General features: G+C 72.1%; 12 protein-coding genes. 9 read left to right on the top strand and 3 right to left on the bottom strand.

Features of this window, described 5'->3' with window-relative positions; translation table 11 throughout:
- Window positions 1-79: 79 nt before the first annotated feature.
- From rsgA to OG329_RS12620, 3 genes are all read right to left on the bottom strand, one after another.
- The gene (gene rsgA / locus OG329_RS12630) at window positions 80-1,090 is read right to left on the bottom strand and encodes a ribosome small subunit-dependent GTPase A (RefSeq protein ID WP_405794937.1); all 1,011 of its coding nucleotides are present in this window, start codon (window positions 1,088-1,090) and stop codon (window positions 80-82) included.
- Between the two features lie 4 nt (window positions 1,091-1,094).
- Window positions 1,095-2,471, bottom strand: coding sequence for a 3-phosphoshikimate 1-carboxyvinyltransferase (gene aroA / locus OG329_RS12625; RefSeq protein WP_405794935.1), 1,377 nt, complete (start codon window positions 2,469-2,471; stop codon window positions 1,095-1,097).
- A gap of 116 nt (window positions 2,472-2,587) precedes the next feature.
- Window positions 2,588-3,319, bottom strand: a complete 732-nt coding sequence (locus tag OG329_RS12620) for a M50 family metallopeptidase (protein WP_405794934.1) — start codon at window positions 3,317-3,319, stop codon at window positions 2,588-2,590.
- Window positions 3,320-3,675: 356 nt separating this feature from the next.
- Between OG329_RS12620 and OG329_RS12615 the strand changes: the two genes are divergently transcribed.
- From OG329_RS12615 to def, 9 genes are all read left to right on the top strand, one after another.
- Window positions 3,676-4,191, top strand: a complete 516-nt coding sequence (locus OG329_RS12615; protein ID WP_405794932.1) for a lytic polysaccharide monooxygenase auxiliary activity family 9 protein — start codon at window positions 3,676-3,678, stop codon at window positions 4,189-4,191.
- A gap of 213 nt (window positions 4,192-4,404) precedes the next feature.
- On the top strand, window positions 4,405-5,220 hold the full coding sequence (locus OG329_RS12610; RefSeq protein WP_405794931.1) for an SOS response-associated peptidase: 816 nt from the start codon (window positions 4,405-4,407) through the stop codon (window positions 5,218-5,220).
- 75 nt (window positions 5,221-5,295) lie between these two features.
- Entirely contained in the window at window positions 5,296-5,964 is a 669-nt protein-coding gene (locus tag OG329_RS12605) for an alpha/beta family hydrolase (RefSeq protein ID WP_405794929.1), read from the top strand.
- Window positions 5,965-6,252: 288 nt separating this feature from the next.
- Window positions 6,253-6,912, top strand: coding sequence for a sigma-70 family RNA polymerase sigma factor (locus OG329_RS12600; RefSeq protein ID WP_023538783.1), 660 nt, complete (start codon window positions 6,253-6,255; stop codon window positions 6,910-6,912).
- A complete protein-coding gene (gene rsrA, locus OG329_RS12595; protein WP_405794928.1) occupies window positions 6,909-7,229 on the top strand; it encodes a mycothiol system anti-sigma-R factor in 321 nt (106 codons plus the stop codon). Before OG329_RS12600 ends, rsrA begins: the two co-directional genes overlap by 4 nt.
- A 198-nt stretch (window positions 7,230-7,427) precedes the next feature.
- On the top strand, window positions 7,428-8,987 hold the full coding sequence (locus OG329_RS12590; protein ID WP_405794927.1) for an HD-GYP domain-containing protein: 1,560 nt from the start codon (window positions 7,428-7,430) through the stop codon (window positions 8,985-8,987).
- Window positions 8,988-9,543: 556 nt separating this feature from the next.
- Complete coding sequence (locus OG329_RS12585) at window positions 9,544-10,833, top strand: HD-GYP domain-containing protein (protein WP_405794926.1); 1,290 nt, start codon at window positions 9,544-9,546, stop codon at window positions 10,831-10,833.
- A 104-nt stretch (window positions 10,834-10,937) separates the two neighbouring features.
- A complete protein-coding gene (locus tag OG329_RS12580) occupies window positions 10,938-11,942 on the top strand; it encodes a tetratricopeptide repeat protein (RefSeq protein WP_405801795.1) in 1,005 nt (334 codons plus the stop codon).
- Between the two features lie 146 nt (window positions 11,943-12,088).
- Window positions 12,089-12,784, top strand: a complete 696-nt coding sequence (def, locus tag OG329_RS12575; protein ID WP_405794924.1) for a peptide deformylase — start codon at window positions 12,089-12,091, stop codon at window positions 12,782-12,784.
- The last annotated feature ends 149 nt before the right edge of the window (window positions 12,785-12,933 follow it).

Raw genomic sequence — 12,933 nt, 5'->3', positions numbered from 1 at the left:
CGGTAACCCTCATCGGCCTTGCCAAGACTTGGTGAGTTTATGCACTTACCAAGGCTTGCGCGTGGCAAACATGGCGAGATCAGTCGCCCTCGCGCCGTTCCCGGGTGGAGAGCAGCCGGCGCAGCGAGTCGAGCCTCGACGGGTCCGCGTGCCCCTCGGCCACCCACGCGTCCAGCGCGCAGTCCGGTTCGTCGTGGCTACAGCCGCGCGGGCAGTTCTCCGTCCCCGGCACAAGATCCGGGAAGGCCAGGATGACGCGCGAGGGATCGACATGGTGCAGGCCGAAGGAGCGGATACCGGGAGTGTCGATCACCCAGCCGTCCGCCTTCTCCAGGGGCAGCGCGAGCGCCGATGTGGTGGTGTGTCTGCCGCGCCCGGTGACGGCGTTGACCAGGCCGGTCGTACGGCGCCTGTCGTCCGGTACGAGGGCGTTGACCAGCGTCGTCTTACCGACGCCGGAGTGCCCGACGAACGCCGTCATCCGGCCTTCGAGGTAGTCGCGCACGCGGTCGGCCGCCTCGCCGGTGGCCAGCTCGTCCCGTCGCGTGACGACGTAGCGGATCCCCAACGGCCGGTAGGTCTCCAGCAGTTCGTCCGCCGACGCCAGGTCGGACTTGGTGAGGATCAGCAGCGGTTCGAGGCCCGCGTCGAAGGCCGCGACCAGACAGCGGTCGATCAGCCGGGGGCGCGGCTCGGGGTCGGCGAGTGCCGTGACGACGGCGAGTTGGTCGGCGTTGGCGACGACCACGCGCTCGAACGGGTCGTCGTCGTCCGCCGTGCGCCTCAGTACGGAGCGGCGCTTCTCGATCCGTACGATGCGCGCGAGCGTGTCCTTCTTGCCGCTCAGGTCGCCGACGAGCCACACCTGGTCGCCGACCACGGCGGCCTTGCGGCCCAGCTCGCGCGCCTTCATCGCCAGGACGACGGTGTCGCCCACCAGGCACGTGAGCCGGCCGCGGTCGACGGTCAGGACCATGCCCTCGGCCGCGTCCTCGTGCTTGGGGCGGATGTTGGTACGCGGCCGGTTGCCCTTGGGGTTGGGGCGTGAGCGGATGTCGTCCTCGTCCGGGTTCTTGCCGTAGCGGCGCATCGCGTCAGGCTCCCGCTCCCGCGAGCATCTCGGTCCACATCTGCGGGAAATCGGGCAGGGTCTTGGACGTCGTCGCGACGTTCTCGATCTCCACGCCGTCGACGACGAGTCCGATGATCGATCCGGCCGTGGCCATGCGGTGGTCCTCGTACGTGTGGAAGACGCCGCCGTGCAGCGGACGCGGGCGGATGTGCAGGCCGTCGGCGGTCTCGGTGACATCGCCGCCCAGCTCGTTGATCTCCTTGGTGAGGGCGGCCAGCCGGTCCGTCTCGTGAAGCCGCAGATGGGCGACGCCGCGCAGCGTGGAGGGGCTGTCGGCGAGTGCCGCGACGGCCGCGATACCGGGGGTCAGCTCGCCGACCTCGCTCAGGTCGACGTCGATGCCGTGGACCCGGCCGCCGCCGGTGAAGTTGAGCCCCTGCGGGGTCAGTTCGCAGGAACCGCCCATTTCGGTGAAGATCCGGCGCAGCGCGTCGCCGGGCTGGGTGGTGCGGCTGGGCCAGTCCCGTACGGTCACCCGGCCGCCGGTCACCAGGGCGGCGGCGAGGAACGGCTGGGCGTTGGAGAGATCCGGCTCGACGGTCAGGTCGCGGCCGAGCACCGCGCTGGGGGAGACCCGCCAGACGTTGGGCTCGCCGCCGGTCTCCGGCTCGTCCACCTGGGCGCCGACGCGGCGCAGCATGTCGACGGTCATCCGGATGTGCGGCAGCGACGGGAGGGTGGCGCCCACGTGCCGTACCTCGACGCCCTGGTTGAAGCGCGGGGCGGAGAGCAGCAGCGCGGAGACGAACTGGGACGACGACGAGGCGTCGATCCGCACCGTGCCGCCGTCCAGCGCGCCGCCGCCGTGCACGGTCAGCGGGAGGGAGCCGCGGGACTCGTCGTCGATGCGGGCGCCGAGGACGCGCAGGGCGTCGATGACGCCGTTGAGCGGGCGTACGTAGGAGCGGGGGTCGCCGTCGAAGTGGATGGGGCCGTCGGCGAGGGTGGCGACGGGCGGGAGGAAGCGCATGACCGTGCCGGCGTTGCCGACGTCGACCGTGGCCGGGCCGCGCAGTGAGTTGGGGAAGATCCGCCAGGCCTCACCGGTGAACGACGGGCTGCCCGCGCCGTGTGCGGGGGTCATGGAGCCCGCGGCGGCGGAGCTGGAGGAGACCGTCTCCTCGATGCCGACGCCCATCGCGCGCAGGGCGTCCGCCATCAGCAGGGTGTCGCGCGAGCGCAGGGGCCGGCGCAGCCAGCCGGGTTCGGCGGCGAGCGCGGCGAGGACGAGACCGCGGTTCGTGACCGATTTCGAACCGGGCACGGTGACCGTCGCTTCGACGGCCCCGCTCGCGTAAGGGGCGGGCCAGGGGGCAGGATGCACGGCGCTTTCGGTCATGGCTTTTACTTTAATGGCTGCACAACGGCCGCGATCTCGATCAAATACGTTGAAATCGGGGCGTAATACGAAGGTGGTATGGGGGTGACGACCGGCTCGCGTGCCCCGCGCGTGCGCTACAGGCCGAGCAGCCAGGTGCCTCCGCCGATCAGTGAGCACAGCGAGACGGCGTGGAAGAGGAACAGCCACATCGCCGGCGGTACATGCGTCAGCCGCCCGAGCTGGTCCGCGTCGGAGTCGGGGGCGCCGCCGTGCCGCCGCTTGGACTGGAGCTCGAACGCCGGCCGTACACCGCCGAGCAGCAGGAACCACACGGCCGTGTACGCGAACGCGGCCTGCACGGCCGGACCGGTCAGCCACGAGATCAGCAGGAACGCCGCACCCGTCACGACGACGGTGAGCACCCCGTACGCGTTGCGGATCATCACGAGCATCACCAGCAGCAGGGCTGTCGCCAGCCACAGCAGCAGCGTGATGTGGTGCGCGGCGAGCAGCCAGGCGCCGCCGAGGCCCAGCAGGGGCGGGGCCGTGTAGCCGGCCGCCGCGGTGAGGATCATGCCGATGCCGGTGGGCTTGCCCCGGCTGACCGTGAGGCCGGAGGTGTCGGAGTGCAGTTGGATGCCGTCGAGCTTGCGGCCGGTGAGGAGGGCCACGAGGCCGTGTCCGCCCTCGTGGGCGATGGTGACGGCGTTGCGCGACAGATGCCACAGGGCGCGCGGGACGACGGCGCTGAGCGCGACGACGGCCGTGACGATCACCAGCCAGTCGTCGGGGACGGGCTGGGTGCCGAAGACGCGATCCCACAGATCGCCGATCGAGGCTATGGAGCTGGAGTCGGTACTGATCATCGCTCGGGCGGCTCCTTAAGGGGGTGTGCGTCGTCGCAGTGTGGCACTTGCGTGCCGGGGCCGGGTCACGCACGCGGACGGGACCGGGCCTAGAGACTTTCAAGCCACGTGCGGTCAGGGGCAGTTCACGTCTTGACGACACCCGAGGGTGGCTGCCATGGTCTAGACCTAGTAGAACATCGGAATGGAATCCCCTGCGGCAGCACACCACCGGACCGTCACCGGACCTCTGTGGCTGTCGATGCAACTGTTCGTGCACCTTCGCGAGTTCCCCACACGCAGTGAGTCCGTCACGGGGCGGAGCCGGCCGCGTCCGCGGCGCCGGTCCCGTCGGGCGTCACCACGAAGGAGTTGTCATGCACAAGAAAACTCGACTCGCGCTCATCCTGAGCGCGGCGGTCGCACCGATCATCGCCGTCACCCTCCCCGCCCCGACCGCCTCCGCGCACGGCTGGATCAACTCGCCCGCCAGCCGCCAGGACCAGTGCAAGACCGGCGTCGTCTCCTGCGGCGACATCAAGTGGGAGCCGCAGAGCGTCGAGGGCCCGAAGGGCCAGAACAACTGTCACGGCGGCGTCGGCCGGTTCGCCGAGCTGAGCGACGACAACAAGGGCTGGAAGCGCTCCGACATCAGCTCCACCCAGACGTTCAACTGGACGCTGACGGCGCGGCACCGCACCAGCACCTGGCAGTACTTCGTCGGCGGCACCAAGGTCGCCGAGTTCAACGACGGCGGTGCGCAGCCCGGCGCGAACGTGAGCCACAGCGTCAACTTCGGCGGCATCCGCGGCAACCAGAAGGTCCTGGCCGTCTGGAACGTCTACGACACCGCGAACGCGTTCTACGCCTGCATCGACGTCAACATCCGCTGACCGAGGCGGGTCGAAGCTGACATCTGGCCCTGTCGGGGCCGGGGCTCGCCCCGGCCCCGACAGGGCTGTCGCCGTCACCCTGCCCCTGCCCACCCTGCCCGTGCCCCTGCCCACCCTGCCCGTCCGGCATACGCCGACCCTCTGCGAGTGTTGGACAGGTGTCGGTAGCGTGACCTGGCGCGAGTGCGTCGGGTCGGCAAGGGGTGGTTGAGGATGTGCGGTCGGTACGCGGCGAGCCGGAGGCCGGAGGATCTGGTCGGGCTTTTCGAGGTCGAGAAGTGGGAGCCGAAGGAGACGCTCGCGCCCGACTGGAACGTGGCTCCTACCAAAGAGGTGTACGTGGTCCTGGAGCGCCCGGTGAAGGGCGCCGACGATCCCGCCCCCGTACGGCAGCTCCGCACGCTCAAGTGGGGGCTCGTGCCCTCCTGGTCCAAGACGCCCGAGGGCGGCGCCCGGATGATCAACGCACGTGCCGAGACGGTGCACGAGAAGCCCTCCTTCCGGCGCCCCTTCGCCTCCCGGCGCTGCCTCATACCGGCCGACGGGTACTACGAGTGGGTCACCGCCCCCGAGGAGCGGGAGCTGGAGGAGCGGGGCAAGAAGAAGCGGCCCCGCAAGCAGCCGTACTTCGTCACCCCGGCCGACGGGTCGGTCATGGCCATGGCCGGTCTGTACGAGTTCTGGCGCGACAAGACCCTCCCCGACGACCACCCCAACGCCTGGTGGGTGACCTGCTCGGTCATCACGACCGAGGCGGAGACCGGTCCGCTCGGGGTGGCCCCCGCCGAGGGGCCGGGGTCGCTCGCCGACATCCACCCCCGGATGCCGCTGATGCTGACGCCCGACCGGTGGGACGCGTGGCTGGATCCGGCGCGTACGGACGTGGACGAGCTGCGCGGGCTGCTGACGCCGCCGCCGGAGGGGCTGATGCGGGCCTATCCCGTGGCGACGGCCGTCAGCAACGTACGCAACAACGGACCGGAGCTGCTGGAGGAGTTGGCCGCACCCGAGGAGAGCACCCTCTTTTAGAAGAGGTGGCGATCGCGCGTCGCGCGCCGGTGGTGGATCCGGCGAGTTCCCGTGCGCCGATGTGATCCTGGTGTCATGCAGAGCGAGATCGTCGACACTCCCGCGGGCGACGCCCGCATCACCTGGCACCCTCCCAAGAAGGAGACGGCCGCGCGCCTCGTCCTCGCCGTCAGCCACGGCGCGGGCGGCGGCATCGAGGCACGCGACCTCCAGGCGCTCGCCGCCGCGCTGCCCGCGCTCGGGGTGAGCGTGGCGCTGGTCGAGCAGCCGTGGCGGGTGGCCGGGAAGAAGCTGGCACCGGCGCCCAAGACCCTCGACACCGGCTGGCGGGCCCTGTGGCCGGCGCTGGCCGAGCGCGGGCTGCCCGTCGTCGCGGGCGGGCGCAGCGCCGGGGCACGGGTCGCCTGCCGTACCGCGCGGGAGCTGGGCGCCCACGCCGTACTGGCCCTGAGCTTCCCGCTGCACCCGCCGGGCCGGCCGGAGAAGTCCCGCGCCGACGAACTGCTCGGGGCGGGGGTGCCGACGCTCGTCGTGCAGGGCGGGAACGACCCGTTCGGGAAGCCGGCCGAATTCCCCGCCGGGGTGCCCGACGAGTCGTCCGACGGCGGTTACGAGCTGCTTGAGGTGCCGTACGGAAACCACTCCTTCGCGATCCCCAAGCGGGCCACGATCACTCAGGAGGAGGCCATGACCGTCCTCACCGACGGCGTCGGGAAGTGGATCGGGTCACAGTCGTCGCGCTGACGCGGCGCTGACGGAGAGTGGTCACGTACCCGGGAATGTGTCGCACGCGGCGACTGTTGTGCGAGATGTCGGTACACAGATCCTGGAAAGGGAGTCCGTCGCATGGGTTCGACCATCTGCCCCGCCCGGTCGCACGCCACCGAAGTGGAGTGGACGGTGCTCTCCGCACCCAGGACCGCGCCCGCTCGCCCGGCGGCCGAGACGGCATCGAAGCCCGCCTCGCCACAAGGTCGACTATTCTCCGATTCGAGTGGGTCCGCCTTCGGACCTGCCACAGCGTTGGAGGAGGTGGGTCCGGTCACTGGGACCGACACAGGGACCGACGACGGCCACAAGGAAGAGTCCGCCGCCGAGCGTAACGCCCGATTCGAGCGGGACGCACTCGGCTATCTCGACCAGATGTATTCGGCCGCGCTGCGTATGACGCGCAATCCGGCCGATGCCGAGGACCTCGTGCAGGAGACGTACGCCAAGGCGTACGGCTCCTTCCACCAATTCCGTGAGGGCACCAACCTCAAGGCGTGGATGTACCGCATCCTCACCAACACCTTCATCAACTCGTACCGCAAGAAGCAGCGTGAGCCCCAGCGCAGCGCCGCCGAGGAGATCGAGGACTGGCAGCTCGCACGCGCCGAGTCGCACATGTCGACCGGCCTGCGCTCCGCCGAGTCCCAGGCGCTCGACCATCTTCCCGACTCCGACGTGAAGGAAGCGCTCCAGGCGATTCCCGAGGAGTTCCGCATCGCCGTGTATCTCGCGGACGTAGAGGGCTTTGCGTACAAGGAGATCGCGGACATCATGGGGACACCCATCGGTACGGTGATGTCGCGACTGCACCGTGGCCGGCGTCAACTGCGCGGCATGCTTGAGGACTACGCCCGCGAGCGCGGGCTTGCCCCGGCCGGCGCCGGAGAGTCGTCGGACGATCGGAAAGGCTCGGGCTCATGAGTTGCGGAGAGCCGCACGAGACGGATTGCACCGAAGTTCTCGATCATCTTTACGAGTACCTCGACCGGGAGATGCCGGACAAGGACTGCACCAAGTTCGAGGAGCACTTCGACGAGTGCTCGCCGTGTCTGGAGAAGTACGGACTCGAACAGGCCGTGAAGAAGCTGGTCAAGCGGTGCTGCGGACAGGACGACGTACCGACCGACCTGCGGGCCAAGGTCATGGGACGGATCGACCTCATCCGCGCGGGGCACACGGTGCCCGAGCGGGACGTGACGGCCCTCGACACGGACCGGACGGCGACCGCCGGCGAGTAGCCGGTATCCGGCAGCCGCAGTAATCGCACGCCTACGGGGCGCGCCGCGCACATCGCGGCGTGCCCCGCGCGCTTTTCGACCGGTATCACCCGATGGTGCTAATCGCCGCTGTAGGCCGGTGGGCCGCTGCCCAACTGGCTAGCCTGGCACTTTCTTTCGGGCCGGTGACGAGGGGGCGGGTGCGGGGTGAAGGCGGGGGTGAACGCCATTCCGGGAGCGGCGCGCGCGTACATCTGCTGCGCCGTGCTGGGCGCCCTCGCGTGCGTGCTGCCCGCGTTCGCGCTGCCCGGGTTACGTGTCGTCGGCGCGCAAGCGCGACCGGACAGCCAGTGGCCCGCCGTCCTGCTGCTCGGCGCGTTGTACGCGCTCTGCGAGGCCCCGGCCCGCTGCCGCTTCCTGGGGAAGTCGGTGCGCGGCTCGGTGCCCGTCGCCGCAGGATCGTTCTTCCCCGTGCTGCTCACCGCCGCGTTCCTGCTGCCGCCCGCCGCCGCGGCGCTGGTGGCCGTCCCCGGCGCGCTGGCCGGTCAGGTCGCGCGGCGACCGGCCGGGGTCCGCCGCGTGTGGCGCGCGGCGCAGCTCGCGATCGCGACGTGGGGCGCCGCGCAGGCGCACCTGGTCCTCGGCGGACCGGCGGCGCTGGGCGGCGCCGTGTCCGCGGGCCACGGTGTCCCCGACTTTCCGTACGCCCTGCTGCCCGCCGGGGCCGGGGCGCTCGCCTTCTGCCTGATCCTGAGCGCGCTCGACGGCGGCATCCTGGTCACCGCCGAACGGCGCCCCGTGCGCACCGCCTGGCGCGGCCTGCTGCCGCGCTCGCTCGCGCCGTACGGCGCGCACGCCCTGGCCGGACTGATGATGGCCGTGCTCTGGCGCAGCCCGTACGGCCCGCTCTCCGCGCTTTTCCTCCTACTGCCGATGTACATCTCCTGCTGGGTCTTCACGCAGTACCACCGCGAGCGCGCCGCCCACCAGGCGACCATCAGGGCGCTCGTCCAGGCCGTCGACCTCAAGGACCGGTACACACGCGGCCACAGCGAACGAGTGGGGCGGGCGTCGGCGATGATCGCCGGCGAGCTGGGGATGGCCGGTGAGCGCCTGGAAGTCCTCCGGTTCGCCGGGATCCTGCACGACGTGGGCAAGCTCGGCGTCCCCACGCGCGTGCTGCGCAAGGACGGGCCGCTGACGCCCGAGGAGCGGCGCGTCATCGAGCTGCACCCCGAGTACGGCCACGAGATCGTGCGCGGCATCGACTTCTTGGGAGAGGCCCGGCTGGCGATCCTGCACCACCACGAACGGCTCGACGGCAGCGGCTATCCGTACGGCCTGGCCGGGGCCGAGATTCCCGAGTTCGCACGGGTCGTCGCGGTCGCGGACGCCTTCGACGCGATGACCTCCACCCGGTCCTACCGACGGGCGCGGCCCGTGTCGGCGGCCGTCTCGGAGCTGCGGCGGTGCGCGGGCACCCAGTTCGACCCGCGGATGGTGCGGGCGCTCGTGCGGGCGCTGGACCGGCACGGCTGGCAGACGGCGGTGACGTCGGACGAGACGGGCGTCGGGGCGGCTGGGGCCGGGCGGGTGCCGGAGCCCTCCTCGGACCTGTCGCGGGAGGCGCCCGCCGTGTCCGCCGGGGCGCTGCTCCAGGCGGCCCCGAGCACGCTTGCCGCTCCGCGAAAAAACGTCCCGCCACCGCACCGCCGCCCGGACGGCCCGGGTACGACCCCGCCGCGCGGCGGTTCGGGCACCCCCGGCGGCCACCGATGAGCGCCCCGCGGCCTCGGCCCCCGGCCACCACCGACCGGCTGCGCGCGGTGCTCAGCCCCGAAGGGACCGGTCGTCGGCCGGCCCCGGTGGACTCTGCCGGTCTCGGCACCGGCGCCTGTCGGCTGCGCGTGGCCCTCAGCTCCGAAGGGGCCGGCCGCCGTCTGCCGCGCGTGGCCTCCAGCGCCGACCGGGTAGGTCGTCGGCCGGCCCCGGTGGGCCCTGCCGGTCTCGGCACCGGCGCGTGCCGGCTGGGCGCGGCATCGAGCGTCGACCGGGTGGGTCGTCGGCCGGCCTGGGTGGACCCTTTCGGTCGTGTCACCGGCGCCTGCGGCCGGACGTGCGGGCTTCGCCAGACGGGCGCGGCCTCCAGTGCCGGCCGAGCCGGTTGTCGGCCACGCCCGGTGGGCCCCGCCGGTCGCGGCACCGGCGCCCGCCTGCCGCGCGCGGACTCCAGGGCCGGTCGAGCCGGCCGCTGGCCGGTCCCGGTAGGCCCCGCAGGTCACCGCACCCGCGCCCCCGCCGACGGCAGCAGTCCACGCGCCCCCGGCGGTCGCCCATGAGCGCCCCGCACGCCCCGTCCGTACCCCGCCCCTCCCTCACCGTCGTCGCCGTCCACGGTGGTGCGCTCGTGCTTGCCGGGGGTGGGCTCGCGTGGACCCTGTGGCACGGGGTCGCCGAGCCCCGGAACGCGCTCGCCTTCGGCGTGCTCATCGCCCTCGGCGAACTCGTCCGCCGGGGCGCACTCCCCGGCGAGCGCGAGCCCGCGCCCCTCGCCGCCGCCGGGGCCCTCGCGTACGCCCTGCTCGGGCAGAGCGCGGGGCGGCCGGCCGAGCACGGTGTGCCGCAGACCGTCGCCGTCGTCGTCGCGGCGGTTCTCGTCGGAGCCGTACCGCATCTCGCCCGTGGCCACGGTCCCGCGCTCGACCACGTCGCCCGCCGCGTGCTCACCGTCGGCTTCGCCGCCGTCTGCTTCCAGCCGCTCGTCGCCTCCGGCGAGTTGGGGAGGAGCGTCGGCGAAGGCCCGTACTACGCCCTTCTGCTCCTCCTCCTACTGATCCTGACCGCCCTGTGCGACGCGGTCCTCGCCGCGCTGATCCTGCGCGCCCGCACCCGCCATCCGTACGGTCCGCTGCTCCGCGACGAGCTGCGCGCCCTGATCGGCATCGGCTCGGCCGTCTGCGCGACCGGCGCCGTGATGGCGCTCGGCGTCGCCGTCGCCGGGCTGTGGGCGCTGCCCGTCCTGTGTGTGCCGCTGCTGCTGACCCAACTGTCGTTCCGGCGGTACGCGGCGGTCCGTACGACCTACCGGCAGACCATCGCCTCGCTCGCCCGCTCCACCGAGATCGCCGGATACACCCGCCACGGCCACGCCCGTAGGGTCGCCGAGCTGAGCCGCGCGGTCGGCCGCGAGCTGGGGCTCTCCGGGACCGAGCTGACCGTCCTCGAACATGCCGCGCTGATGCACGACATCGGCCAGCTCTCGCTCGTCGACCCGGTGCCCGACGGTGCGACCGCCCTGCTGCCCATCACCGAGCAGCGGCGGATCGCGCTGCTCGGCGGAGCCGTCGTACGCCGGACCGGGGTCCCGTCGGCGGTCGCCGTCGTCGTGGAACGGCAGGCCGATCCGTACCGCGAACAGCCTCTGTCGGCCCGGATCGTCCGCGCCGTCAACGCGTACGACGATCTCGCCGGGACGGGCGCGGGCGGCGCGGGAGGGGCGACCGGGCCGCTCAGCGCCCTGGAGTGGCTGCGCCTGGGCACCGGGCACGACTACCAGCCCGAGGTGGTGGAATCCCTCGCGCGTGTCCTGTCACGCGGTGGTCTGACCCCTGGTCGGGCTGGGTAACCCATGGGTAAGGAGCGAGCGTCCGACCGGGCATGGTTGGATGCGAAGAGGAGTCCAAGAGGGTGTCCGGGGGCACAGACCCGAGCGACCGGCAGGCGGGAATCGTGAAGATCTTCGGGAAGGTACGGCATCGGCCCTCCGCCTCGTGGCGGCAGGCCACCGACCGCGCGTTCACGCTGATCGGCGACGGACGGTACGAGGACGCGGGCGCGCTGCTCACCCGTGCGGCGGATCTGGAGCCCTGGCTCTCCGAGTCCTGGTTCAACCTGGCTCTGCTGCACAAGTTCCGGCACGACTGGGAGCAGGCGCGGGCCGCCGGGCTGCGTGCCGTCGCGCTGCTCGACAAGGAGACCGGGGCACCCGACTGGTGGAACGTGGGGATCGCGGCCACCGCGCTCCAGGACTGGCCGCTGGCCCGGCGGGCCTGGCAGGCGTACGGCCTGAAGGTGCCCGGCAATCAGTACGCGGCGGCGGCGACCGGTGAGCCGGTCGGTATGGACCTGGGCAGCGCGGCCGTCCGCCTCTCGCCCGAGGGCGAGGCCGAGGTGGTCTGGGGCCGCAGGCTCGACCCGGCCAGGATCGAGATCCTGTCCATCCCGCTGCCGTCGTCGGGCCGGCGCTGGGGCGAGGTCGTCCTGCACGACGGCGTGCCGAACGGTGAGCGGACGACCGCCGCGGGGTCGCACGGCGCCGCGCGGGCCTTCCCGGTCTTCGACGAGATCGAGCTGTGGGCCCCGTCGCCCGTGCCGACCTGGGTGGTGCTGCTGGAGGCGGCGACCGAGTCCGACCGGGACGCCCTGGAGCGGCTGGCGGCCGACGCGGGCTTCGCCGCCGAGGACTGGTCGTCCTCCGTACGACTGCTCTGCCGGGCCTGCTCGGAGAGCCGTATGCCGAGCGCCGAGGGCGACGGCGAGCATCTGGACCCGCACGATCACAGCGAGCCGGGCCATCCGGGGCCGCTCGGGCATCGTACGGAGGGCGAGCTGTGGGTGCCCGAGCGCGAGTGCGGAATAGCCGCACCGCCCGGACTGGTCCGCGGTCTGCTCGACGGCTGGGTCGCGGACAGCCCTGACACACGTGAGTGGCGGGATCTCGAAGAGGTCTGCTGACCTCTCGGCGGGCGCCGGGTCCCGCGGCGGCGCGGGCGACCGGCGCGGGGGAGACAGCGGCACGGCGGGCCGTAGGCTGTACGGGCACATCGCACAGGCGGCGGTGTACAGGCAGCAGCGGGTACCGAGGAAGGCGTACTGCGGACATGGCGCAGCAGGAGACGGACCAGATGACCGAGGGCGGGGCCTCCCAGGCGGAGCGGGGGGACGGGTTCGTCGCGGGCGGCGAGGGGATCGTGGACGACGAGGGGTTCGTCGTGGACACGCGGGACGCGGAGGCGCGTGAGCTGGCCCACCGCGAGCGCGGCACGTCGCGGCCGATCACCGTCGTCGGCAATCCGGTCCTGCACAAGGAGTGCGCGGACGTCACCGAGTTCGACGGCGAGCTCGCCGCGCTCGTGGACGACATGTTCGCCAGCCAGCGGACGGCGGAGGGCGTGGGCCTGGCCGCCAACCAGATCGGTGTGGACCTGAAGGTCTTCGTCTACGACTGCCCGGACGACGACGGTGTGCGGCACGTAGGCGTCGTATGCAACCCGGTGCTGGACGAACTCCCGCCCGAGGAGCGCAATCTGGAGGACGGCAACGAGGGCTGCCTGTCCGTCCCGACGGCGTACGCGGAGCTGGCGCGGCCCGACTACGCGGTGGTCCGGGGCCAGGACGTCCACGGCAAGGAGATCAAGGTGCGCGGCACGGGCTACTTCGCGCGCTGCCTCCAGCATGAGACGGACCATCTGTACGGATATCTGTACATCGACCGGCTCTCGAAGCGCGACCGCAAGGACGCGCTGCGGCAGATGGAAGAGGGCACCCCGCGTTACGAGACGGTGCCGAACGCCTGACGTTCGAGGGATGAGCGGCTCCGTTCCGGAACTTCGGGAGCGGGGCCGCCCGCGTCGCCATTGGTCGGACAACAGGCCCTGGTCGGAGATGGGTTGACGCGCGTCGACCCGTGCGCCACTCTCTGCCGTACATCCCGCTTCGCCGTACG

The organism is Streptomyces sp. NBC_01506 (assembly GCF_045040295.1).
Classification (GTDB): Bacteria; Actinomycetota; Actinomycetes; order Streptomycetales; family Streptomycetaceae; genus Streptomyces.
Note: the sequence above shows the minus strand (reverse complement) of the source record. Positions and strands in the feature narration are given on the sequence as shown.